The organism is Streptomyces viridosporus T7A (genome assembly GCF_008704515.1).
In the GTDB taxonomy this organism is placed as follows: Bacteria; Actinomycetota; Actinomycetes; order Streptomycetales; family Streptomycetaceae; genus Streptomyces; species Streptomyces viridosporus.
The window spans coordinates 3,697,161-3,720,133 of record NZ_CP023700.1 but is presented as its reverse complement, the minus strand read 5'-3'; the positions used below and the strand labels follow the sequence as shown (position 1 = coordinate 3,720,133).

At 71.9% G+C, this 22,973-nt stretch carries 21 protein-coding genes, 1 tRNA gene and 2 pseudogenes; 12 read left to right on the top strand and 12 right to left on the bottom strand.

Annotated features, from left to right (window positions below; genetic code table 11):
- Positions 1 to 166: 166 nt before the first annotated feature.
- Positions 167 to 1,207, bottom strand: a complete 1,041-nt coding sequence (locus tag CP969_RS17125) for a P1 family peptidase (protein ID WP_004986860.1) — start codon at positions 1,205 to 1,207, stop codon at positions 167 to 169.
- Between the two features lie 192 nt (positions 1,208 to 1,399).
- Between CP969_RS17125 and CP969_RS17120 the strand changes: the two genes are divergently transcribed.
- Positions 1,400 to 1,972 (top strand): dihydrofolate reductase family protein, encoded by a 573-nt coding sequence (locus CP969_RS17120; RefSeq protein ID WP_016825856.1) that lies wholly within the window; start codon positions 1,400 to 1,402, stop codon positions 1,970 to 1,972.
- Positions 1,973 to 2,121: 149 nt separating this feature from the next.
- Positions 2,122 to 2,298: a hypothetical protein gene (locus CP969_RS17115; protein ID WP_016825857.1), complete on the top strand. Its 177-nt coding sequence runs from the start codon at positions 2,122 to 2,124 to the stop codon at positions 2,296 to 2,298.
- Between the two features lie 16 nt (positions 2,299 to 2,314).
- On the opposite strand, the gene mscL is transcribed toward CP969_RS17115, so the two are convergent.
- From mscL to CP969_RS17085, 6 genes are all read right to left on the bottom strand, one after another.
- Complete coding sequence (mscL, locus tag CP969_RS17110) at positions 2,315 to 2,806, bottom strand: large conductance mechanosensitive channel protein MscL (RefSeq protein ID WP_016825858.1); 492 nt, start codon at positions 2,804 to 2,806, stop codon at positions 2,315 to 2,317.
- Positions 2,807 to 2,941: 135 nt separating this feature from the next.
- Complete coding sequence (locus tag CP969_RS17105) at positions 2,942 to 3,556, bottom strand: CpaB family protein (RefSeq protein ID WP_223887081.1); 615 nt, start codon at positions 3,554 to 3,556, stop codon at positions 2,942 to 2,944.
- A 164-nt stretch (positions 3,557 to 3,720) separates the two neighbouring features.
- A complete protein-coding gene (locus CP969_RS17100) occupies positions 3,721 to 4,563 on the bottom strand; it encodes an S-methyl-5'-thioadenosine phosphorylase (protein WP_016825860.1) in 843 nt (280 codons plus the stop codon).
- Positions 4,564 to 4,672: 109 nt separating this feature from the next.
- Complete coding sequence (locus CP969_RS17095) at positions 4,673 to 4,993, bottom strand: FmdB family zinc ribbon protein (RefSeq protein WP_026085112.1); 321 nt, start codon at positions 4,991 to 4,993, stop codon at positions 4,673 to 4,675.
- A 67-nt stretch (positions 4,994 to 5,060) separates the two neighbouring features.
- Positions 5,061 to 6,347 (bottom strand): MFS transporter, encoded by a 1,287-nt coding sequence (locus CP969_RS17090; RefSeq protein WP_016825863.1) that lies wholly within the window; start codon positions 6,345 to 6,347, stop codon positions 5,061 to 5,063.
- A gap of 302 nt (positions 6,348 to 6,649) precedes the next feature.
- Positions 6,650 to 8,230, bottom strand: a complete 1,581-nt coding sequence (locus CP969_RS17085) for a potassium/proton antiporter (RefSeq protein ID WP_004986885.1) — start codon at positions 8,228 to 8,230, stop codon at positions 6,650 to 6,652.
- Between the two features lie 188 nt (positions 8,231 to 8,418).
- Between CP969_RS17085 and CP969_RS17080 the strand changes: the two genes are divergently transcribed.
- Positions 8,419 to 11,310, top strand: a complete 2,892-nt coding sequence (locus tag CP969_RS17080; RefSeq protein WP_016825864.1) for a penicillin acylase family protein — start codon at positions 8,419 to 8,421, stop codon at positions 11,308 to 11,310.
- A gap of 106 nt (positions 11,311 to 11,416) precedes the next feature.
- Here the strand turns inward: CP969_RS17080 and CP969_RS17075 are convergent, their stop codons facing one another.
- Positions 11,417 to 12,031, bottom strand: coding sequence for a 5-formyltetrahydrofolate cyclo-ligase (locus CP969_RS17075; RefSeq protein WP_004986894.1), 615 nt, complete (start codon positions 12,029 to 12,031; stop codon positions 11,417 to 11,419).
- Positions 12,032 to 12,123: 92 nt separating this feature from the next.
- Here CP969_RS17075 and galU point away from each other — a divergent pair, with 92 nt between their 5' ends.
- The 7 genes from galU to CP969_RS17040 all read left to right on the top strand — a co-directional run bounded on the left by galU (position 12,124) and on the right by CP969_RS17040 (position 17,758).
- A complete protein-coding gene (gene galU, locus CP969_RS17070) occupies positions 12,124 to 13,035 on the top strand; it encodes a UTP--glucose-1-phosphate uridylyltransferase GalU (protein ID WP_004986897.1) in 912 nt (303 codons plus the stop codon).
- Complete coding sequence (gene glp, locus CP969_RS17065) at positions 13,032 to 14,354, top strand: molybdotransferase-like divisome protein Glp (RefSeq protein ID WP_016825867.1); 1,323 nt, start codon at positions 13,032 to 13,034, stop codon at positions 14,352 to 14,354. The genes galU and glp overlap by 4 nt, the downstream gene beginning before the upstream one ends.
- Before the next feature lie 86 nt (positions 14,355 to 14,440).
- Positions 14,441 to 14,968, top strand: coding sequence for a cyclic pyranopterin monophosphate synthase MoaC (moaC, locus tag CP969_RS17060; RefSeq protein WP_004986902.1), 528 nt, complete (start codon positions 14,441 to 14,443; stop codon positions 14,966 to 14,968).
- Positions 14,965 to 15,471, top strand: a complete 507-nt coding sequence (locus tag CP969_RS17055) for a MogA/MoaB family molybdenum cofactor biosynthesis protein (RefSeq protein ID WP_016825868.1) — start codon at positions 14,965 to 14,967, stop codon at positions 15,469 to 15,471. The genes moaC and CP969_RS17055 overlap by 4 nt, the downstream gene beginning before the upstream one ends.
- A gap of 26 nt (positions 15,472 to 15,497) precedes the next feature.
- Positions 15,498 to 16,169 (top strand): GNAT family N-acetyltransferase, encoded by a 672-nt coding sequence (locus tag CP969_RS17050; protein ID WP_016825869.1) that lies wholly within the window; start codon positions 15,498 to 15,500, stop codon positions 16,167 to 16,169.
- A gap of 171 nt (positions 16,170 to 16,340) precedes the next feature.
- Positions 16,341 to 17,603 (top strand): divisome protein SepX/GlpR, encoded by a 1,263-nt coding sequence (gene sepX, locus CP969_RS17045; RefSeq protein WP_004986907.1) that lies wholly within the window; start codon positions 16,341 to 16,343, stop codon positions 17,601 to 17,603.
- Positions 17,604 to 17,684: 81 nt separating this feature from the next.
- Positions 17,685 to 17,758 (top strand) — tRNA-Ala (locus tag CP969_RS17040).
- A 716-nt stretch (positions 17,759 to 18,474) separates the two neighbouring features.
- Here the strand turns inward: CP969_RS17040 and CP969_RS17030 are convergent.
- From CP969_RS17030 to CP969_RS17020, 3 genes and pseudogenes are all read right to left on the bottom strand, one after another.
- Positions 18,475 to 18,852, bottom strand: coding sequence for a hypothetical protein (locus CP969_RS17030; protein ID WP_016825872.1), 378 nt, complete (start codon positions 18,850 to 18,852; stop codon positions 18,475 to 18,477).
- 106 nt (positions 18,853 to 18,958) lie between these two features.
- Positions 18,959 to 19,108: pseudogene (locus CP969_RS17025) on the bottom strand (transposase); the annotation flags it as partial.
- Between the two features lie 168 nt (positions 19,109 to 19,276).
- Positions 19,277 to 19,927, bottom strand: coding sequence for a TetR/AcrR family transcriptional regulator (locus CP969_RS17020; protein ID WP_016825874.1), 651 nt, complete (start codon positions 19,925 to 19,927; stop codon positions 19,277 to 19,279).
- Positions 19,928 to 20,007: 80 nt separating this feature from the next.
- Here CP969_RS17020 and CP969_RS17015 point away from each other — a divergent pair, with 80 nt between their 5' ends.
- Positions 20,008 to 21,183, top strand: a complete 1,176-nt coding sequence (locus CP969_RS17015) for an FAD-dependent oxidoreductase (RefSeq protein ID WP_016825875.1) — start codon at positions 20,008 to 20,010, stop codon at positions 21,181 to 21,183.
- Between the two features lie 412 nt (positions 21,184 to 21,595).
- Complete coding sequence (locus tag CP969_RS17010) at positions 21,596 to 21,778, top strand: hypothetical protein (protein ID WP_223887160.1); 183 nt, start codon at positions 21,596 to 21,598, stop codon at positions 21,776 to 21,778.
- 44 nt (positions 21,779 to 21,822) lie between these two features.
- Here CP969_RS17010 and CP969_RS17005 read toward each other — a convergent pair.
- A pseudogene (locus CP969_RS17005) lies at positions 21,823 to 22,513 on the bottom strand (IS5 family transposase); the annotation flags it as partial.
- Between the last annotated feature and the right edge of the window lie 460 nt (positions 22,514 to 22,973).

Sequence of the window (22,973 nt, the reverse complement as noted above, 5' to 3'; positions counted from 1 at the left end):
CTCCAGGTTCGTGTGATGTCGGGTGATCCGCTCGATGACGGGAAGGAAGAGGGGGCCGGGACCCGCCGGGGTTCCCTCCGCCTCCCGTGAACGGCCCACCGTGACGGAACCGGGACAATCACCCGGCCGGGGCGGGACGGTGGGCGCGCCACCGCGCCCCGGCCCGTCACCCGTCGCCGTGCAACTCGCCGTACAGCTCCCCGTACGACGGCCACGCTCCGCCCGGGCCGTCCACCGATTCGGCGGCGCGTACCGCCCGTACGATCGCGCGGGTCACCAGGTCCGCGCCCGCCGCGAGGACGTCGTTCAGGGCGAGGGGGTCCGCCGCGTCGAGCGGGCGCTCTCCCGTGGCGAGGGTGAACACCGTGTCGCCGTCGTTGAGCAGGTGCACCGGACGCACGGCCCGTGCGATGCCGTCGTGCGCGGTGCCGGCCAGCTTCTGCGCCTGCGCCTTGGACAGGTCCGCGTCGGTCGCGACCACCGCGAGCGTGGTGTTGAGTGGGGGCGGCGCGTTCCGCTCGGACAGCTCCGCGAGCCGCCGCAGCGCGGCCTCGTGCACCCGCGCCTCCGGGGGACGCACCCGGCCCTGGAACAACTCCCCGTACAGCGACCCCGTTTCCGGATCCACCGCCGACCCCGCCGCGTTGGCCACCACCAGCGCGGCCACGGTGATCCCGGATTCCAGCACCGTGCTCGCGGTGCCGATCCCGCCCTTCACCGGCCCGACCGTGGCCCCCGTACCGGCGCCCACGCACCCCTGCGGCACCCGCGCCCCGGGCCCGCTCGCCGCCGCCTCCTCGACCGCGGCCCGGCCGGTGGCCGCGTCCGGCCGGGCCCGGAAGTCGCCGCCCCGACCCAGGTCGAAGACACAGGCGGCCGGTACGACCGGCACCACGTGCGCGGGATCCGGTCCGACGCGCACCCCGCGCCCCCGCTCCTCCAGCCAGGCCATCACCCCGGACGCCGCGTCGAGCCCGTAGGCGCTGCCCCCGGTCAGCACGATCGCCTCGACCTTCCGCACGAGGTTGCGCGGATCCAGCGCGTCGGTCTCCTTCGTGCCGGGACCACCGCCGCGCACGTCCACCGCGGCCACCGCCCCGCCCTCCGGCGCGAGCACGACCGTGGTGCCGGTGAGCCAACCGCCGCCGGTACGCGTCGCATGCCCCACCCGCAGGCCGGCCACATCCGTCAGAGCGTCATTCGTCATGGCGTCAGTGTGGCCCGGCCGCCGTGCCGGTCCCGCACGGCCCGGCCGCCGGGGAACGGGTGGGGACCGATGAGTTTTCCCGCGCTTTGCGGTCGATCAGTGGTGGACGGTGTGCCACGGCCGCGAGACCGGCCGCGGCAAGCACCGGACGACCGGCCGGGCGCCGGCCACGGAACACTGAGGAGACCCCGTATGCGCACCCTGATCAGCACCGCCTTCGTCTCGCTCGACGGCGTGGTGGAGGCTCCGGGCGGCGAGCCCGGCTACCGGAACTCCGGATGGACGTTCAAGGACGTGGAGTTCCTCCCGGAGGCGTACGACATCAAGGACCGGGAACAGCGGGAAGCCGGCGCGCTGTTGCTGGGACGCGTCAGCTACGAGGCGTTCAGCCCGGTCTGGCCGGGCATGGAGGAGTTCGCCGACTACAAGGCGATGCCGAAGTACGTGGTGTCGACCACCCTCACCGAGGACGCCCTGGTCCCGGACTGGGGCGAGACCACGATCCTGCGCTCGCTCGACGAGGTGGCCGCGCTGAAGGGGACCGAGGGCGGCCCGATCATCGTCCACGGCAGCGCCACCCTCAACCGGAGCCTCTCGGACGCCGGCCTGATCGACCGTTACCACCTGCTCGTCTTCCCGCTCCTGCTCGGCGCGGGCAAGCGCCTGTTCAGCGACACGGACAAGGACACCCAGAAGCTGCGGCTCGTCGAGCACGAGGCGTACGCCAACGGCATCCAGAAGAACGTCTTCGACGTCGTCCGCTGACGACGGCCCCGGCGCCGCCCGCCCCGCGTCGGCGAGGTACGCCCCGGCGCGGCACGTCCGCGCCCGCGGGGCCGCGCGGGGCCGTCCGGGCGCCGGCCGGCCGATCCGCGCCGGACCGCCCGGCCGGCGCGGAGCCGTACCCTGGACGCATGAGCACCGCCCCCGACCCCCGGCCGCGCGAGCCGAAGCCCGCGCTGGTCTTCGACGACCCGCTGGACCAGCAGACCTCGGACGACACCGACCGCGGGTGGGGCGAGCGCCCCTCCGGTGACGGCGCGGCCGACCTGAAGCGCTTCCTCGACGAGAAGCCGCCCCACCACATCTGATCCCGCCGGGCGGGCCCTAACGCTCGCCGTGGCCGGAGCCGCGCTGCGAGACGTCGGAGCCGCGCTGCGAGACGAGGGCGTCGCGGATCTCCTTGAGCACCTCCAGCTCGGACACCTCGATGACCTCCTGTGTCCCCTCCTTCGCCTTCCTGCGGGCCTCCAGCCGGGCCAGGTACTTGGCCATCGGCAGCACCATCAGGAAGTAGACGACCGCCGCGGTGATCAGGAACTGCAGCGTCGACCCGAGGACGGACCCCCACAGGATCCGCACGCCCGTCGCGGCGTCGCCGGTGCCCTCGCAGGGGCCCTTCAGGCACGAGCTGTAGCTGTCCAGGTTCTGGGTGCCGAACGCGCCGACCAGCGGGTTGATCACGCCCTTCACGACCGAGTTGACGATGTTGGTGAAGGCCGCGCCGATCACCACCGCCACGGCCAGGTCGACGACGTTCCCGCGCATCAGGAAGGCCTTGAAGCCCTGCCAGACGCCGGATTCCTTCTTCTCGCTCACCCCGGGGCCCCCTCTCGTGCGCACAACGCGCGGAACAAAACGCTCCGCAACCTACGCCAGGGCCGGGCCGACCTGTCCCACCGGGTCGCCCGGAGAAGGCACCGGACCCGGGGAAGCGGCTCGAAGGGGCACGGTTCACCACAGGGTCACCGCCAGCCGTGCCGTGGCGCTCGCGCCGGCCAGCCCGGCCGCGGTGGAGCGCGGCACCGACAGCACCACCAGGGCCCCGCCGTCGCCCGCGCCCTCCAGCGGTTCCGGCACGTCGGTCACCCGCGCCCCGCGCGCGACCACGCGGGCCGTTCCGCCGGACACCGCCTCTTCGGCGGCGATCACGTCCACCCGGTCGCCCGGCCGCAGCAGCCGCACCGTGGCCGCGTCGGCGATCCGCACCGGTGCGGTGACCGTCTCCCCGGCCCGCCGGGACCGTACCGGACGGTCTCCGGCGGCGGCCGTGGCCGCGCGGGCGGACGCGGACCCGCCGGGATGCCCGCGGGACCGGTCGGTGTCCCGTGGGCCCGCCGCCACGAGCGCCGCCGCCGTGACCGCGAGGCCGACCGCCACGGCCCGCCTCCGGTGCCGGGTGAGCCGGCCCGGGTGCAGCAGGCCCCCGCGCACCCGCACGGGGGCGAAGTGCGGCACCTCGCAGCGGGGAGGGACGTCGACGCCGGGCGGGCGCGGCACCACGGGGGAGGAGGAGAGCGGGGAAGGGGAGCGAGGGGAGGGGGAGGAGGGCGACGGACGGAAGGACACGGGACCACCACCTGCGGGGAGGGATCGGCTTGCGATCCCCACGATGGGGCCCCGCGCCGCGCTCCGCCCGGCCCTGTGGACGTGCCATCGGTCTGTGGACATCCCCCTCACCCGAAGGAGAGGCTCCGCCCGCCGTGCCCGCCCCGGCGGGCACACCCTCCGCCCTACGGCAGCGTGAACCCCGGGTTCATCCCGCCCAGCGCCGACGCGCACGGGCAGTCCCGCTCGTCCGTCGCCGGCAGCGCGGCCACCGCGTCGAAGAGCACGCCCCGCAGCCGGTCCACGTTGGCGGCGAACACCCGCAGCACCTCGTCGTGGGAGACGCCCTCCCCGGTCTCGACGCCGGCGTCGAGGTCGGTGACCAGGGTCAGGGAGGCGTAACAGAGCTCCAGCTCACGGGCGAGCGCCGCCTCGGGATGTCCGGTCATGCCCACCACCGACCAGCCCTGCGCCCGGTGCCACAGCGATTCGGCACGGGTGGAGAAGCGCGGCCCCTCCACCACGACCAGCGTGCCGCCGTCCACCGGCTCCCAGTCCCGGCCGCGCGCCGCCTTCAGCGCGGCCGTGCGTGCCGTGGGGCAGTAGGGGTCGGCCAGGGACACGTGGACCACGTTCGGCACCGTGCCGTCGGGCAGCGGCAGCCCGTCGAAGTACGTGGTCACCCGGGACTTCGTCCGGTCCACGAACTGGTCCGGCACCAGCAGCGTGCCCGGTCCGTACTCGGGGCGCAGACCGCCCACCGCGCACGGCCCGAGCACCTGGCGCACCCCGACCGACCTGAGTGCCCACAGGTTGGCCCGGTAGTTGATCCGGTGCGGCGGCAGGTGGTGGCCGCGTCCGTGCCGGGGGAGGAAGGCGACCCGCCGGCCGGCCACCTCGCCGAGGAAGAGGGAGTCGCTGGGGGCCCCGTACGGGGTGTCCACCCGGACCTCGGTCACGTCGTCGAGGAAGGAGTAGAAGCCGGAGCCGCCGATCACGCCGATCTCGGCCGTCGCCATGTTCGCCATGTTCCGCACCCTAGCCGGACACGGAAGCGCCGAGGACCCCGTCGTCGTACGGCGACGGGGTTCACGGGAGTGCGGTCCTGCGCGGCGGTGGTTCCGCGGGAGTGCGGTCCTACGCGGCGGTGGTGGCGCTGGAGCTGCTGGAGCCGGCCGACGTGCTCGAACCCGAGCCGGAGCCCGAGGAGGACGTCGAGGAAGAAGTCGAGGAGGACGAGGAGTCCGACGACTTCGACGCCGGGGAGCTGCTCGAGGAGGAGCCGCGGCTGTCGTTGCGGTAGAAGCCGGAGCCCTTGAAGACGATGCCGACCGCCGAGAACACCTTCTTCAGACGACCTTGGCAGCTGGGGCACTCGGTCAAGGCGTCGTCGGTGAACTTCTGCACCGCCTCGAGGCCCTCGCCGCACTCGGTGCACTGGTACTGGTAGGTGGGCACTGTCTTCCTCCTGGCACTCTCACTCGATGAGTGCTAACGACGATCCATACTGACCTATTCCCTGCGTTCAGTCCACTGCGGCGGGGGCGCGGTGATCCATGCCACGCGCGACCGTGCGCCCGTGCGAGGGCGGCACCAGCCGCGACCGCAGCGCCAGCAGCGTCGCGAGGGCGAGCACCGTGCCGCCCATCGGCACCAGGAAACCGGCGCCGTCCCAGAGGCGGTCCTCCAGCTGTCCGGCGATGGTGACGGCGGCGGCCTGGCCGAGCGCGACCGCGCCGGTCAGCCAGGTGAAGGCCTCGGTGCGGGCACCGGCCGGGACCAGGTCCTCCACCAGCGTGTAACCGGTGATCAGGGACGGCGCGATGCTCATGCCGACCAGGAGGCCGAGGCCGGCCAGCAGCAGCGCCGACTGGGAGGTCCACAGGGCCGAGGCGGTCACGGCGAGCGCCGCGTACCCGATGACCAGGCGCCGCTGCGGGGCGGCCTTCCAGGCGATGGCCCCGCAGGCGATGCCGGAGACCATGTTGCCCGCGGCGAAGATCCCGTACAGGACGCCGTTCAGGCCGGGTTCGCCGATCGACTCGGTGAACGCGGCCAGCGAGACCTGCATGCCGCCGAAGACGGAGCCGATGCCCAGGAAGGTCACGATCAGCACGCGCACCCCGGGGACGCGCAGCGCGGAGGCGTGCTCCACGCGCGCCCGGCCGTCGGCGGAGGTCTTCGGCTGGGTGCCCCGCTGGGCGGCGAACAGCAGACCGCCGACCAGGGTCAGCGCGGCCTCGGTGACGAGACCCGCGGCCGGGTCGACGGCCGTGCACAGGGCCGTGGCCAGCAGCGGCCCGACGACGAAGGTGAACTCGTCGGTGACGGACTCGAAGGCCGCCGCCGTGGTCATCAGGGGGGAGTCCTTGAGCTTCGCGCCCCAGCGGGCGCGCACCATGGGCCCGACCTGCGGCACCGAGGCGCCGGTGGGCACGGCGGCGGCGAACAGCGCCCACAGGGGGGCGTCGTTCAGGGCCAGCGCGGTCAGGGTCAGCCCGGACAGGGCGTGCACCAGGACGCCGGGCACGAGGACCGCGCGCTGCCCGTGACGGTCGGCCAGGCGGCCGCTGTAGGGAGCGAACAGCGCCATGGAGACGCCGGTGACGGCCGCGACGGCGCCGGCCGCGCCGTAGGAGCCGGTGGTGTGCTGCACCAGCAGCACGATGGAGAGGGTGAGCATCGCGAACGGCTGGCGTGCCGCGAAGCCGGGGAGCAGGAAGGTCCAGGCGCCGCGCGTGCGCAGCAGCTGGCCGTATCCCGGGCGGGAGGTGGCCGCCGAGTCCTTCGACGTGGTGACCGTGGATGCCACGGCCCGTGCCTTTCTGCCGCCTGGTAGCGCGGCCCGCGCGGGGCGGGCGGGGCGCCGAGAGCTGTCCTCTTGCGCTGACTGCGGTAGATGCCGGTGCCACAGCTCAGGGCGTTCCGGCCGCCATACGGTCGCGCCAGCTCTGCGTCAGGCAGAGTTGGTTCGATCAGGTCATCTGGGGGTCGCCTGCATCGTACAGGTACCGGTGCTCCGTGTGCCTGTGAAAACGGGCACCCCGGGGCGCGTGCGCCGGCGGACGGGGGAGGGGCGGGCCCGGGGCGTCCGTGGTGCCGGTGGTGCCGGTGCTACGCCGGCGCGCTGTCGGTGCCCAGCCAGCCGGCCAGCTTGCCGCCGCGGCCCACCGCGAGCAGGCGCCGTTCGGCGGCGTCCCGCACCGGGTCGGTGGCGACAACGAGCAGTTCGTCCCCGTGCTGCAGCATCGTCGTGGGCAGCGGGACGAACGACTCCCCCTCGCGCACGACGAGGGTGACGGCGGACCCGGCGGGCAGCCGCAGTTCGGCGACCTCCACGCCGTGCATCCTCGAGGTGTCCGGGATGACCATCGACAGCAGGTGTCCGCGCAGATGCTCCAGGGGCGCCGACTCGATGCCGAGGTCGGCGGCCCCGGACTCCTCGCCCAGGCGCAGCTTGCGGGCCAGCCAGGGCAGCGTCGGGCCCTGGACGAGGGTGTAGACGACGACCAGGACGAAGACGATGTTGAAGATCCGCTCGCTCCCCTCGACGCCCTGCACCATCGGGATCGTCGCCAGGATGATGGGCACGGCCCCGCGCAGCCCCGCCCACGACATCAGCGCCTGCTCCTGCCAGGGCACCCGGAACGGCACCAGGCACAGCACGACGCTCAGCGGGCGGGCCACCATGGTGAGCGCCAGCCCGATGACCAGCGCCGGCACGATGTCGTCGCCCAGCTCGTGCGGGGTGACCAGCAGGCCGAGCAGGACGAACATGCCGATCTGGGCGAGCCAGCCGAGCCCGTCGGCGAAGCCGCGCGTGGCGGGCCAGTGCGGCAGCTTGGCGTTGCCCAGCACCATCGAGGCGAGGTAGACGGCGAGGAAACCGCTGCCGTGGGCGAGGGCGCCGGCCGCGTAGGCGGCGACGGCGATGGCCATGACGGCGATCGGGTAGAGACCGGAGGCGGGCAGCGCCACGTGCCGCAGCCCCCAGGAGCCGAGCCAGCCCACCGCGAGTCCGATGGCGGCACCGATGGCCAGCTCCAGGGCTATCTCGCCGATCAGCAGGTACCAGTGCTCGACCGGACCGGCCGTGGAGAAGGCGACGACCAGGATGACGACGGGGGCGTCGTTGAAGCCGGACTCGGCTTCCAGCGTGCCCGTCACGCGCCTGGGGAGGGGGATCTTCCGCAGCACCGAGAAGACGGCCGCCGCGTCGGTCGAGGACACCACCGCGCCGATGATGAGCGCCTGCCGCCACTCCAGCCCGATCAGGAAGTGCGCGGCCGACGCCGTGACCCCGACGCTGACCGCGACACCGACCAGCGCGAGCACGGCGGCGGAGGACAGGACCGGTCTGACCTCGGTCCACTTGGTGCCCAGGCCGCCCTCGGCCAGGATCACGACCAGGGCCGCGTATCCGATGACCTGGGTCAGCTCGGCGTTGTCGAAGTGGACGTGGGCGATGCCGTCCTGGCCCAGGGCGATGCCGATGCCCAGGTAGACGAGCAGGCTGGGGAGCCCGCTGCGCGAGGAGATCCGGACTGCCGCGACGGCGACGAGCAGGACGATCGAGCAGATGAGCAGGAGCTGGTTGAGGTGGTGGACAGTCAGCGGCCGTTCCCTTCCCCGACCCAGGCGCGCTCGCGCGTGGGGTGCACGTACATCGCATGCGATCCACCGCTGCCGCGGCAAACTACTTCGTTACCTTACCTAATTCTTGACGCTTTCTTGACGCCGGTGAAGGCGGGATCGAACGCTCGTCCGGGCTGGTTCGCGACTCCGCGTCAAGGGCTGCGGGGCCCTGCGCCTATCGTTGCTCCAGCGCTCAGTTAAAAGCACAGCCTCGACCTGCCGCTCGCGTTAGGACAGCAAGGACAGCGATGCCCACCGACACCACCGTCTCCCCGGGTCAGCAGGCCGGCACGTCCGGCGGGAAGAACAAGTCCGGCAAGAAGAAGGGGCGCAAAGCCCGTCTGGTCGTGCTCGTCCTGGTGTTGGCCCTGATCGGCGGCGTCGTCTACGGGGCGTACTGGTCCGTCAGCACGGTGCGCGCCTCCTTCCCGCAGACCACGGGCTCGATCACGCTGCAGGGCCTGTCGGGAACCGTCGACGTCAAGCGCGACGGCCACGGCATCCCGCAGATCTACGCCTCCTCCGACGAGGACCTGTTCATGGCGCAGGGCTACGTCCAGGCGCAGGACCGGTTCTACGAGATGGACGTGCGCCGGCACATGACCTCCGGGCGCCTGTCGGAGATGTTCGGCAAGGGCCAGGTCGACAACGACGAGTTCCTGCGCACCCTCGGCTGGGACCGGGTCGCGAAGCAGGAGTACGACAAGAAGCTCTCCCCCGCCACGAAGAAGTACCTCCAGGCGTACGCCAAGGGCGTCAACGCCTACCTGGAGGGCAAGGAGGGCAAGGAGATCTCCCTGGAGTACGCGGCGCTGGGCTTCGTCAACGACTACCGGCCCGAGCCGTGGACCCCGGTCGACTCGGTGGCCTGGCTGAAGGCGATGGCCTGGGACCTGCGCGGCAACATGCAGGACGAGATCGACCGCGCCCTGCTGACCAGCCGCCTCGACCCGGAGCAGATCGCCGACCTGTACCCGGCGTACCCGTACGACCGGAACAAGCCGGTGATCCAGGAGGGCCGGTACAACGAGTTCACCGGGGCCTACGAGCAGGGTGAGGGCACGGGCGGCACCGGCACCGGCACCGGTACGGACGCCGGCACGGGCGTCGGGACCGGCACCGGCACCGGCACGGGCGCGGGGACGGGCGTCGGCACGGGCACCGGGACCGGTACGGGCACGGGCGCCGGGACCGGCGTCGGCACGGGCACCGGCACCGGTGCGGGGACCGGCACCGACGGGTCCGGCCTGGAGAGCCAGCTGGCCGGTCTCCAGCAGGTCCTGCAGGACCTGCCCACCGCTGTCGGCGTCAACGGCGACGGCATCGGCTCCAACTCCTGGGTGGTCGCCGGCGAGCACACCATCACCGGCGAACCGCTGCTCGCCAACGACCCGCACCTGTCGGCCTCGCTGCCGTCCGTCTGGTACCAGATGGGCCTGCACTGCCGCAGCGTTTCCGCCAAGTGCCAGTACGACGTCACCGGCTACACCTTCGCCGGTCTGCCCGGCGTCATCATCGGCCACAACCAGGACATCGCCTGGGGCCTGACCAACTCCGGCGTCGACGTCACCGACCTCTACCTGGAGAAGATCACCGGAGAGGGCTACCAGTACGGCGACAAGGTGGTGCCGTTCAAGACGCGCGAGGAGACCATCGAGGTCGCCGGCGGCAGCGCGCGGAAGATCGTCGTGCGGGAGACCGGCAACGGCCCCCTGCTCTCCGACCGCTCCGACGACCTCGTCAGGACCGGCAAGAAGGCCACCGTCGACAGCGCCGCCCCCGACCGGGGCGACGGCTACGGCGTCTCGCTGCGCTGGACCGCGCTGGACCCGGGCCGCACCATGGACTCCGTCTTCGCGATCAACCGCGCGAAGGACTGGGACGACTTCCGCGAGGCGGCCACCCTGTTCGAGGTGCCCTCGCAGAACCTCGTCTACGCGGACACCGAGGGCAACATCGGCTACACGCTGCCCGGGAAGATCCCGACCCGCGCGGAGGACCACGACGGCTCCGTCCCCGCGCCCGGCTGGGACCCCGACTCCCGCTGGACCGGCTGGGTCGACCAGGACGCGCTGCCCTACGAGTACAACCCGGAGCGCGGCTACATCGTCACCGCCAACCAGGCCGTCGTCGGCAAGGACTACCCCTACACGCTCACCACCGACTGGGGTTACGGCGCCCGCAGCCAGCGGATCAACGACCTGATCCAGTCGAAGATCAAGGACGGCGGCAAGATCTCCACCGACGACATGCGGCAGATGCAGCTCGACAACAGCAGCTCCATCGCCAAGCTGATCGTCCCCGAGCTGCTCAAGATCGACATCGACGACCAGCACGTGCGCGAGGCGCAGAAGCTGCTGGAGGGCTGGGACTACACCCAGGACGCCGACTCGGCGGCCGCCGCCTACTTCAACTCCGTCTGGCGCAACATCCTCAAGCTCGGCTTCGGCAACAAGCTGCCCAAGGAGCTGCGGGTCAAGGGCCAGTGCCTGTGGGTCGAGCCGGTCAACACCACCGGGCCCGCGGACGAGGCCGGCAAGGTGCGCGAGTGCGGTCAGCGCGACGCCGACCAGGCGCAGCCCGACGGCGGCGACCGCTGGTTCGAGGTGGTCCGCAGGCTGATGGACGAGGAGGACAGCGACTGGTGGAAGACCCCCAAGAGGGGCACCCGCCCGGCCGCGGACAACCGTGACGAGCTGTTCCGGCGCGCCATGATCGACGCCCGCTGGGAGCTGACCGCCGAGCTCGGCAAGGACATCGACAGCTGGAGCTGGGGCCGGCTGCACCGCCTGTTCCTGGAGAACCAGACGCTCGGCACCGAGGGCCCCGGCTTCCTGCAGTACGTCCTCAACCGCGGTCCGTGGAAGCTCGGCGGCGGCGAGGCGACGGTCAACGCGACCGGCTGGAACGCCGCCGGCGGCTACGGGGTCGTGTGGGTGCCGTCCATGCGGATGGTGGTCAACCTCGGCGACCTCGACAAGTCGCGGTGGATCAACCTCAGCGGCGCCTCCGGGCACGCCTACAGCGCCCACTACGTCGACCAGACGGACAAGTGGGCCGAGGGCGAGCTGCTGGAGTGGCCGTTCTCGGAGAAGGCGGTCGAGAAGGGCACCCGCGACACCCTGCAGCTCAAGCCCTGACCGGACCGGTCCGACGGAGGAAGGCGGCCGCCACGCGCACGTGGCGGCCGCCTTCGCGTATCAGCGGTCCCGGCGCATCACCTGAACCGGACCGGCCCACGGGGGCTCAGCCGAACCGCCGCACCCCCGACGGCGTCACCACCGCGTGCACCGGCCGGTCGTGCGGTTCCGCGGGGACGCGCTCGACGACCTCGGAGTCGTACAGCAGCACCACCAGCGCCGGGTGCGCGTCCGCGCGCTCCAGCCGGGCGAGGACCCGGTCGTAGGAGCCTCCGCCGCGCCCCAGCCGCATCCCGCGCGCGTCGACGGCCAGGCCCGGCAGCAGGACGACGTCCGCCCCGGTCACGGCGTCCGGTCCGAGGCGATCCCCGGCCGGTTCGCAGAGCGTCATCCTCCCGCCGTGCCGGACACGGACGAGGGAGTCCTCGCCGGTGTACGCACCCCAGTCCAGGTCGTCGTCGGGCAGCAGGGCGGGCAGCAGTACGCGTACGCCCCGGGCGCGCAGCGTGTCCAGCAGCGCGAGCGTGCCGGGTTCGCTCCCCACGGAGACATAGGCCGCCACCGTGCGCGCGTGCGCCAGTTCGGGCAGCCCGAGCGCCTGCCGGGCCAGGGCGGTCGCGGATTCCCGCAGGACATCCGCCGTCAACTCATTCCTCACCCTGAGGATTTCCCGTCGCCATGCTCGTTTGTCAGGGTCGTTCGCGCGTGTGTCGTGTTTCAAGATTGTCCCCGTACCGTTCCAATATGCTCATATGAGCTTTAAAAGTCCGGAGCCACAGATTCCGTACAAGGGCACCGGCTAGGGTGACGGGCATGATTCAGTCGCACCCTCGGATCAGCAAGGCTGTCATCCCAGCAGCGGGTCTCGGCACCCGGTTCCTGCCGGCCACCAAGGCCACTCCCAAGGAAATGCTGCCGGTCGTCGACAAGCCGGCGATCCAGTACGTGGTCGAAGAGGCGGTCGCCGCGGGCCTCGACGACGTCCTCATGGTGACGGGCCGCAACAAGCGCCCCCTGGAGGACCATTTCGACCGCAATTACGAGCTGGAGTCCGCCCTCGAGAAGAAGGGCGACGCCGACCGGCTCGCCAAGGTGCAGGAGTCCAGCGACCTGGCCACCATTCACTACGTCCGCCAGGGCGACCCCAGGGGCCTCGGCCACGCCGTCCTGTGCGCCGCGCCGCACATCGGCGACGAGCCCTTCGCCGTCCTCCTCGGCGACGACCTGATCGACCCGCGCGACCCCCTGCTCCGGAGGATGATCGAGGTCCAGGAGCAGCACGGCGGCAGCGTCGTCGCGCTCATGGAGGTGGCCCCCGAGCAGATCCACCTCTACGGGTCCGCCGCCGTCGAGACCACCGAGGACTCCGACGTCGTCCGGGTCTCCGGCCTGGTCGAGAAGCCCGAAGCGGCCGACGCCCCCTCCAACTACGCCATCATCGGCCGCTACGTCCTGAACCCGGCCGTCTTCGGCGTGCTGCGGCAGACCGAGCCGGGCCGCGGCGGCGAGATCCAGCTCACCGACGCCCTCCAGCAGCTCGCGGCGGACGAGAAGATCGGCGGCCCGGTGCACGGCGTCGTCTTCAAGGGCCGCCGCTATGACACCGGCGACCGCGGCGACTACCTGCGTGCCATTGTCCGTCTCGCGTGCGAACGTGAGGACCTGGGTCCGGAGTTCCGGGCCTGGCTCCGCCGTTACGTCACCGAGGAGATGCAGGAACGTTGAGCACCGCCGCGCCCCGTGCCGCAGGTCCGGACCACCTCTGGTCGGTGGACGAGCACCTGGACGACATCCTCGCCACCGTCCGCCCCCTCGAGCCCATCGAGCTGAACCTCCTCGACGCCCAGGGCTGCGTCCTGGTCGAGGACGTCACGGTGCCGGTGTCCCTGCCGCCGTTCGACAACAGCTCCATGGACGGGTACGCGGTGCGGGTCGCGGACGTCGCGGGCGCGAGCGAGCAGCACCCGGCGGTCCTCGACGTCGTCGGGGACGTCGCGGCCGGTCAGGCCGACCTCCTCCACGTCGGTCCCGGCCAGGCGGCCCGCATCATGACCGGCGCCCCGCTCCCGCCGGGCGCTGAGGCCGTCGTCCCCGTGGAGTGGACCGACGGCGGCCTCGGCGCGGGCCCGGTCACCGAGATGCGCGCCCGCGGCCTCGCCCCGGAGGGCGCCACCGGGCAGGTGCGGGTCCACCGTCCGGCACCGGCCCGCGCGCACGTGCGCGCCCAGGGCAGCGACGTCCGGGCCGGCGACCGCGCCCTGGCGGCCGGGACCGTCCTCGGCCCGCCGCAGATCTCCCTGCTGGCCGCGATCGGCCGCGGCACGGTCCGGGTGCGCCCGCGCCCGCGCGTGGTCGTGCTCTCCACCGGCAGCGAACTCGTCCAGCCGGGCGAGGAGCTGCGCCCCGGCCAGATCCACGACTCCAACAGCTTCGCCCTCACCGCCGCCGCCCGTGACGCCGGCGCCATCGCCTACCGGGTGGGCGCCGTCGCCGACAACCCCGAGACCCTGCGGGACACCATCGAGGACCAGCTGGTGCGCGCCGACCTGATGGTCACCAGCGGGGGCGTGAGCGTCGGGGCGTACGACGTCGTCCGCGAGGCGCTGTCGTCCGTGGACGACGAGGACGAGCCGGGCAGCGGCATCGACTTCCGCAGGCTCGCCATGCAGCCGGGCAAGCCCCAGGGCTTCGGCTCCATCGGCCCCGACCACACCCCGCTGCTGGCCCTGCCCGGCAACCCGGTCTCCTCCTACGTCTCCTTCGAGCTGTTCGTCCGCCCCGCCATCCGCACCCTGATGGGCCTGACGGACGTCCACCGGCCGAGGGCCCGCGCGAGGCTCACCGCGGACGGGGCGCTGACCTCGCCGAAGGGCCGCCGCCAGTTCCTGCGCGGCCGGTACGCGGACGGCGCGGTGACCCCGGTGGGCGGCGCCGGATCCCACCTGGTGGCGGCCCTCGCCCAGGCGAACGCGCTGATCGTCGTCCCCGAGGACGTCGAGTCCGTCGCGCCGGGCACCGAGGTCGAGGTGGTCCTGCTCGGCTGAGCCCTAGGGGTTGGCGGTACCGTGTCGCGCACAGCAGGCCCGTGCGCCGCACCGCGGCGGGCCAGGACCGGGAGCGCCGATCAAGCATGACCGTACCGTCCCCGGGGAACACCCCCGGACCCCCTGAGCAGGACGACCGTACGCAAGGCCGTCTGACCCACCTCGACGAGGCGGGCGCCGCGCGCATGGTCGACGTGTCCGGCAAGGACGTGACCGCGCGCACCGCCCGCGCCACCGGCCGGGTCCTCGTCTCCCCCCGCGTGGTCGAGCTGCTGCGCGGCGAGGGCGTCCCCAAGGGCGACGCCCTGGCCACCGCGCGGATCGCGGGCATCATGGGCGCCAAGCGCACCCCCGATCTGATCCCCCTGTGCCACCCCTTGGCGCTGTCCGGTGTGAAACTGGACCTGTCGGTCGCGGACGACGCCGTGGAGATCACGGCGACCGTGCGGACGACGGACCGCACCGGCGTCGAGATGGAGGCGCTCACCGCGGTGTCCGTCGCCGCGCTCACCGTGATCGACATGGTCAAGGCGGTCGACAAGGAGGCGGTCATCACGGACGTGCGGGTGGAGGAGAAGACGGGCGGCAAGTCGGGCGACTGGAGCCGGGCATGAGCTATCGCGCCCTCGTGGTCACCGCCTCCAACCGGGCCGCCGCCGGTGTCTACGAGGACACGGGCGGCCCGCTGATCGCCGAGGGACTGAGGCGCCTCGGGTTCGCCGTCGACGGCCCCCGGGTCGTCCCGGACGGCGACCCCGTGGAGGCCGCCCTGCGCGCGGGCGCCGACGCCGGGTACGACGTCGTCGTCACCACCGGCGGCACCGGCGTCTCGCCCACCGACCGCACCCCCGAGGCGACCCGGCGGGTGATCGACCACGAGGTGCCCGGCATCGCGGAGGCCATCCGGGCGTACGGCCGGGACAAGGTGCCGACGGCCGCCCTCTCCCGCGGGCTGGCGGGAGTCGCGGGCCGGACGCTGATCGTCAACCTGCCCGGCTCCAGCGGCGGGGTGAAGGACGGCCTGGCCGTGCTGGAGCCGCTGCTGAGGCACGCCGTCGACCAGTTGCGCGGCGGTGACCACCCCCGGCCGGACGCCAGTGGCGGGGGTGCGAGCTGAACCGCCTCTCCTGGCCCGTCGAACTGGTGGACGGCGACATCGTCCTCCGGCCGATAAAGCTGCGCGACCAGAAGGCCTGGCGCGAGGTCAACCGGCGCAACCGCGACTGGCTGCGGCCCTGGGAGGCGACCATCCCGCCGCCCACGCCCGCGGGTCCGGTCACCCACCGGCCGACCTACCGTCAGATGGTCCGCCACCTCAGGTCCGAGGCGAACGCGGGCCGGATGCTGCCGTTCGTCATCGAGTACCAGGGACGCCTCGTCGGCCAGTTGACCGTCGCCGGGATCACCTGGGGCTCGATGTGCTCGGGGCACATCGGCTACTGGGTGGACGAGGCGGTGGCCGGCCACGGGGTGGTGCCGACGGCCGTCGCGATGACCGTGGACCACTGTTTCCGCACCGTCGGACTGCACCGCATCGAGGTCTGCATTCGCCCGGAGAACAGGCCCAGCCGCAGGGTCGTGGAGAAACTCGGATTCCGCGAGGAGGGGCTGCGCCCGCGCTATCTGCACATCGACGGAGCCTGGCGCGACCATCTCGTCTTCGCGCTCACGGCGGAAGAAGTCCCCGACGGTTTGCTCGACCGCTGGCGCCGGGCACGCTCCCGGCGTGAGCGGTCGGGGAGCGAGCTGTCCGGAAGTGATCGATCCGGGAACGAGCGACCCCACCCCGGAATACCGCACGCCCCGGGAAATTGAATATATGTTCGAAATTGAGCGGAGCCGACCGTCTTCCGGCCGGGAATTCCCGGGTCTGGTGGTCCGCTGATCGCATGCGTCGCACAAAAAGTTCGAAATATCAGCCAGATCGTGCGACACACCGGCCCAATTGGCAGATGGCCCCACGCAAACCCCTCTACCGTGTGAGGCGTGAGCAGCAGCGGCCTCATCTACGCAGTCATTGTCGGGGCCTGGGCCGCCTACTTGGTGCCGATGTGGCTCCGTAGGCAGGACGAGCTGAACGAGGCCCGTCCAACGGAACGCTTCAGCACCGCCATCCGATTGCTGTCCGGACGGGCGGGCATGGAGCGCCGGTACGCCAAGGACCTGCGGGCGCGCTCCGCCGACGAGGAGGAGCCGAGCGTCCACGACCCGGACGCGATCACCGACTCGGTGGACGTCCGGGCCTTCGCCGTGTCCCAGACCCGCCCGCAGACCCAGGTGCCCGTGCCGTCCCTCCCCGAGGAGCGGCCGGATCCGGTACCCGAGCAGCGGTCCGACCGGTCCTCGCCCGAGCACGTGGAACGGACGGACCGGGTGGACCGGCACGGACCCGAACCCGGCCCGGCCCTCGCGCGTGTCCCGGCCGCCCGGCGCGGACCCGCGCCCCGGGGGACCCAGGAGGCACAGGAGGCCCGCGCGGCGCAGGCCGCCGCGGCACGCGCCCGGCGCTCGAAGGTGCTCGCCCGCCGCCGGCGCACCACCACGCTTCTCTTCCTCGCCTTCACGCTCGGCGCGATCGTCGCGGCGGTCGGCGGACTCACCTTCCTGTGGGCGCCCGGCGTGCCCGCGGTGCTGCTCAGCGCGTACATCGCGTATCTGCGCTCCCAGGAGCGCCGCCGTTTCACGTACCAGATGGACCGCCGCCAGGCCGAGATGGCCGCCCAGCGCCTGCGCGAGCGCCGGCCGCGCCGCCGTCCGGCGCTCGAGGACGCCGACGCCGACGAACCGGAGGGCCCGGAAGCCGGGGTCGCCCCGGACCCGGACCTCGGCCTCTCCGCGCTCGCCGCGGACCGGCGCGCGCTCGTCGAGCAGACCGACCACGCGGAGTGGGTCGACCAGCAGCGCGAGCGGGAGCGGCGGCCCGGCCAGGGCGGCGACAGCTGGGACCCGGTCCCGGTGCCGCTGCCCACGTACGTGACCGCCCCGGTCGCGCCGCGCGCCACCAGTGACGTGGATCTCGGCGCACCGGACGCCTGGAGCTCGGCCCGCTCCAGCGCCGTCCCGCCCGAGGAGGCACCGGCCGCCGCCGGGGAGGCGGAGCCGGCTCCGGGCGGCGCGGGGGAGCAGGTGGGCGAGGAGGGACGCACCGACCGCCGGGCGGTGTCGGCCCGGCGGTCCCGGGAGCGCGGTCGCACCCCGCTCTTCGACCAGTACGAGGACGGGGACCGGCCCCGGGCCGCCAACGAGTAGCCTCCGGGCCGCGGCGGGCCTGCGACCGGCAACGGATTTCCGGGCAGGCCGATGGGGATGCTAAAGTTTCACTCGTTGCAAGGGCCTGTGGCGCAGTCCGGTAGCGCACCTCGTTCGCATCGAGGGGGCCAGGGGTTCAAATCCCCTCAGGTCCACGCATCAGGCCGTTCGCGGGTTAGCCCGGGAACGGTTTGCGAGATCCCGATCAGACGGTCACCGTCGGGTCGGGATCTCGCCGTTTCAGGCGTGGTTAGTACGCAAGTCTTTCCACCTGCCCGCTGGGGCGACGCCCTTCGGGCGGCGGGTCGGGATCGGCGGTGGAGATGCGGGCATGCCGCGGGGACCGCGGGCGTGGGGCCGTGTGCCTGCGGTCTCGTGGGCCGTCGATCTTCAGATGTGGTCCGGGCGGCCGGTCACGGGCTGCGGCCCATGACGTCCCGGGCGGGCTTGGCTGCGCCCGGAACCGCCGGGTAAGGCATGAGGACTTCGGCGGCCTCCAGGTCGAGGACCGTGCGGGCGCTCTCCTTGGGCCGGGGGCTGCTCCTCCGAACGAGAGGAGCCAGTCGGGTTTTCGAGCAGCGCCTGAACCGTTCGCCGGGTGATGGCCAGGTGCGCCAGGTGCTCCTCCAGGCGCGCCACCTCACTCCGTCGGCGATCGAGTGCTTCTCGGGCCGCGCCTTCTTCTGCGTCCAAACGCTGGAAGAGTGACTCGCCCCCACCGCTGCCCCCGTCCCCGACTGGCCTGCGTGCCCTCATTGCCGGGACTGCGCTGCACGAGTGCGACGGTCAAGACTGTAAGAGGGCGGTTCGTGGGTTTATGTCTGTTTCCAGGTGAGGTTGGGACAGGACTACTGGGCAATGGCCTTTTCGGTTACTGCTTCCTGGCGAAGCCGCCGGTGTCGATCTCGGCGAGGATGCCGAGCTTGGCCAGGCGTTTCAGCTTGGCGCGGGTGCCTTCGACGTTCTTCGGCAGCAGTTCGTGGCCGAGGGCTTCGCAGACGTCCTTGGCCCGTAGCGGTCCGGTCGCGTGGTTGAAGGCGTCGAAGATGCGGGGGTAGTTCGGGTGCTCGGGCGGACCCGGCGGGCCGGCCGGGAGCCGGTCGGCGAGGCCGGTGACGGTCTTGCGGGTGATCGCGAGGTGCTCCAGGTGTGTCTCGGCCTCCCGTAACCGGGTCTGCAGGTCGTCGATCTGTGCGCGGAGGGTCGTCGGCCGGGGTCTGGGCGGCGTCTTCCTGGAGGTCCAGGGCATCGAGCAGGGGCCGGAGGTTCACGCTGCCGCCGCCCGTTCTTCGCGCCAGGTGGGGGCGTTCGCGCCGGTGAGGCGTCGGGTCATGACGTGGGTCATCGCCCAGTCAGAGGATCGCGTTCACGATCTCCCGCATGTCGTAGGCGCCCTGGTGGCCGCTGACCGAGCGGTGCCGGTCCTTCCACGCGGTGATCACCGGCTCGATCAACGACCACTGCTCGTCCGACAAGTCACTCGGATACGGCTTGCGTTCACTCACCCTCCCGCCCGGCCATGCCGGAAGGAACGCATGGCAAGGGTCACTTCACTCACGCACCGGCGAAGCGCAATCCCGCGACGCGGAACGCACGAGGCTGCAGTGTTGAGCCTGACCGCGTCAGCAAAGCCTCGTCCTCGACCAGCGCGGGATCGACGCGCACGCGGTCTTTCAAGGTCCATCCGCTGATCGTGACGCCGGTCCGGTCAGCCCGTGCAACAGCAGATCCGTCAGGGTGTCGATGACGTGCTGGTCGTCTTCGCCGCCGGGAGGCGTGAGCACAGCGTAGTTGAGGGTGACGAGCATCGCGCCTATCGCCGCCGCGATGAACTCGGGGTCGCCGGGCAGCTGGTGTCCGCGCTCGACCAGGTACTCCAGATGCTCCCGAATGGTTCCCGTCTGCTCGCGCAGGTCGCGCCAGGCCCGGCCCGTGCCGGGGTCGTCGGCCACCATCGCCTGAAACAGTGCGAGCGTGACCGGGCGGTTCTGCCGCATCACCGTCCACGCGACACCGACGTGGTCGCGCAGCTGGTCGCGGTCGGTCAGGTCGTGGTCGCGGGGGTGCTCCAGGCCGACCATGCGCTCGTCGATCGCATCCTCCATCTCGGCGAGGAGCGCCTGGAGCAGCTCGTCCTTGCCGGCGAAGTGTTCGTAGAACGAGCCGGTCGAGCGTCCGGCCGCGGCGGTGATGTCGGTGATCTTCGTATTGAGGTAGCCGCGATCGTTGAACAGCCCCCGCGCCGCGTCCAGCAGCGCGGCACGGGTCTGGGCCGCCCGGACTTTTCGACTGGCGGTACTCGCCTGCGGCATGTCGTCCTCCATCGGCTGTTGACAGACGCCAGCGTATCGGAGCACACTTTCACTGAATCAATATTCAGTGAAAGTCAATTCAGGGAGGCATCGTGCGGACGATCGTGATCGGTGGCGGGATAGCCGGACCCGCCATCGCCCTTGCACTGCAGCAGATCGGTCACGACGTGACCGTCTACGAGGCGTACGAGGTTCCGGTCGAGGACGTCGGCGCCCACTTCAGCCTGGCGGTCAACGGCCTGCGCGCACTGGAGAAGCTGGGCTGCTTACGCGACGTACAGGCGGTCGGATTCCCCATCGACCGGATGCGGTTCCACACGGCGGGCGGCCACCTCTTGGGTGACGTGCCACGCCTTCGGCGCGAGGCCGACTCGATGCGCAGCATCTCGCTCCAGCGCGGACGGCTCGTGGCAGTCCTGCGGCGCGCGGCGCTCGACGCGGGCGCGCAGATCGTCACCGGCGAACGCCTGGTGGGCGCGACGGAGTCAGCGGACAGCGTGGTGGCCGAATTCGCCTCCGGCCGGCGCGACACCGCGGAGCTGCTCGTGGGCGCCGACGGCGTCTGGTCAACCGTGCGCGGGCTGATCGACTCGTCCGCGCCGCGCGCGGAGTACGCGGGGCTCTACGGGGTCGCCGGAATCTCCACCATGACGGGTGTCGAGCCGGGCGTCTGGAACCTCACCTACGCGCGCAACGGTGCCTTTGTATACACCGGCATCGACGAACGAACCCAGTGGTGGACGGCGCAGATCGGGGATCCGGTCAAGCCCGACCTGCGGGGCGTCGACGAAGCGCAATGGTTGCGGCGCGTCACCGAGCTGTTTCCGGAGGCAATGCCGAGGGCCATCGTCGGAGCCGCGACGTCGATAGTCGCGTCCGGCTACCTGAACGTCTGCGACCCGGTCCAGAAGTGGCACAGTGGGCGCATGGTCCTGGTCGGCGACGCCGCCCACCCCGTCGGCGTCGGACACGGCGCCTCGATGTGCATCGAGGACGCACTGGAGCTCGCGGCGGCGCTGAGCAGCGCCCCGACCGTCCCAGCGGCACTCAGGGCCTACGACGCGACACGTCGCCCGCGCATCGACAAGCTGCTCAAGCACGGGCACGACGCCCGTGAGAGCAAGAGGCCCGGCGCCGTGAAGCGACAGATCAACGCGGCGAAGATGCGCGTACTCCTCCCGTTCTTCGAACGGGCGCAGGGATACCTGTACGACTATGAGCCGCCTTCCCTGTCCGCCGTAGGCGGATCACAGTCCGCCACGCGCTAGGCGGTCTGCAGGCCCGACGCCTCGCTCGTGAAGATGGACGCGGGTTGCCGGCGATGGGTGTCGGTAGGGCCTCATCCACAGGGAGGCGCCGGTGCATCTTGAGCGTACGAGTGTTGGGTTGGACGTTCACGCCCGCTCGGTGGTGGCGTGTGCGTTTGATGGGCGGAACGGGACTGCGCAGAGAACGGCTCTGGCTCACATCCGGAAGTAACCGTGCGTCGTCCAGACCCTGAATGCGCAACTCGCGGGCCGGCTATGAGAAGCACGAGAAGCATGACGCCCCGTCCGAGGGGGGCGGACGGCAACGTCCGTAACGGACACGGCGCAAGACCGTACTGACCGACCCGAACGGATGACAACCCGGTGCGGCGCCGCACCCATCGAGAAGGAGGAGCAGTTGCTGAAATCGCGAGTGAGGAAGAACCTGGCCATCGGGCTGGTGATCACGGTCGTCATCACGGCGCTGTCGGTGGTCATCGCGGACGACGGCAGCAAGGCGGAGGAGTTCAGGAAGTCGCTGATAGTGGGCTTATTGGTGACGGGGACAGTGACAGGGGGGACCTGGCTGCTGCAGCGGAGGCGTCCGGCACCGTGACCGGCGTCCGAGCACCGGCCCTGTGGTTGCCGGCGCTGCAACGGCATCGTCCGCTCGATCACCCGCCTGCGGCGGCCCGACCGTTCACCGGACTCGATGCCCCTGCGGGCGATCCGCACTCCGATCCGCTTGCCGCGCAGCCATTTCCGCAGGTGAGGCACGTCATAGGCCTTGTCGGCGTGCAGGCGCTCGGGCTTGAAATACCGGCCGCGATGCGGGTCGTGTCCCGTTTGGTGACCGGCCACCATCGGCTTCAGGCCCTCGCTGTCGTGGACGTTGGCGGCGGAGACGCCGACAACGAGGGGCAGTCCGTTCGCGTCCGGCAGGACGTGCGTCTTGGAGCCCGGCCTGCCCCGGTCCACGGGGCTCGGACCGGTGTGTTCGCCCCTTTTAAGCCCTGACGTGGGCGGAGCCGAGCACGGCCCGGGACAGGTCGAGCAGGCCGGCGTCGTCCAGGCGGTGCAGGATTCCCTCGTGCAGCCGGCCCCAGACACCGGCCCGCGACCGGATCAGGAACCGGCGGTGGGCGGTCGACTTCGAGATCCCGGAGCCCGGCGGCAGGGCCCGCCGGGCGCATCCGGACACCAGCACGTAGAGGATCGCGGCGAACAGCGTCTCATCCGGTGTGTCCGGCGTCCCGCCACCCTGAGGTCGCACCCTCGACGGCGGGATCAGCGGCTCCGCGATCTCCCACAGCCCGTCCGGAACAATCCAACTCCACGTACCCCGCCCCATGATGGGCCCAACGACCGCCTCACCATGCAGGACACGGTCTCAAAGGCGCTGCGGATCCTGGGCGGGACCGTACCGGCAAGCAGGTGGGCGCCTGTGGACGCCCTGTGCGGGTAGCTGGGGAATGATCTTCCAGGCGGTGGGGAGGTCCGCCGCCATGCCTCCGTCGGCGCAGGTCAGACCCACCCGCGAACGGCCCACGCATCTCGGAGCCCCGGTCGGTGTCACCGACCGGGGCTCCGGCACGTTGTACGGCACCTGCTCCGGATCGTGCCGGCGTCTCCCCGCCGACGCCCGGCCGCGGCGGACCGACGCGGTACCGATGTGCTGTGCACGCCAAGCGCGTCAGCGGGGGCCGGGGACCACTGCGTCCGGCGCCCGGTTCAGGCGGCCGACCGGACGCCGGACGCCGAACGCCCTCCGGCTCGTGATGGAGCCGGAGGGCGTGGCGTCGGTGGGCGGT

Bases quoted from the DNA above. Each gene is read 5' to 3' on its own strand.
- CP969_RS17125 (WP_004986860.1), bottom strand. From the start codon at position 1,207: ATGACGAATGACGCTCTGACGGATGTGGCCGGCCTGCGGGTGGGGCAT.
- CP969_RS17120 (WP_016825856.1), top strand. From the start codon at position 1,400: ATGCGCACCCTGATCAGCACCGCCTTCGTCTCGCTCGACGGCGTGGTG.
- CP969_RS17115 (WP_016825857.1), top strand. From the start codon at position 2,122: ATGAGCACCGCCCCCGACCCCCGGCCGCGCGAGCCGAAGCCCGCGCTG.
- CP969_RS17100 (WP_016825860.1), bottom strand. From the start codon at position 4,563: ATGGCGAACATGGCGACGGCCGAGATCGGCGTGATCGGCGGCTCCGGC.
- CP969_RS17080 (WP_016825864.1), top strand. From the start codon at position 8,419: ATGCCCACCGACACCACCGTCTCCCCGGGTCAGCAGGCCGGCACGTCC.
- galU (WP_004986897.1), top strand. From the start codon at position 12,124: ATGATTCAGTCGCACCCTCGGATCAGCAAGGCTGTCATCCCAGCAGCG.
- moaC (WP_004986902.1), top strand. From the start codon at position 14,441: ATGACCGTACCGTCCCCGGGGAACACCCCCGGACCCCCTGAGCAGGAC.
- CP969_RS17055 (WP_016825868.1), top strand. From the start codon at position 14,965: ATGAGCTATCGCGCCCTCGTGGTCACCGCCTCCAACCGGGCCGCCGCC.
- CP969_RS17030 (WP_016825872.1), bottom strand. From the start codon at position 18,852: ATGCCCTGGACCTCCAGGAAGACGCCGCCCAGACCCCGGCCGACGACC.
- CP969_RS17020 (WP_016825874.1), bottom strand. From the start codon at position 19,927: ATGGAGGACGACATGCCGCAGGCGAGTACCGCCAGTCGAAAAGTCCGG.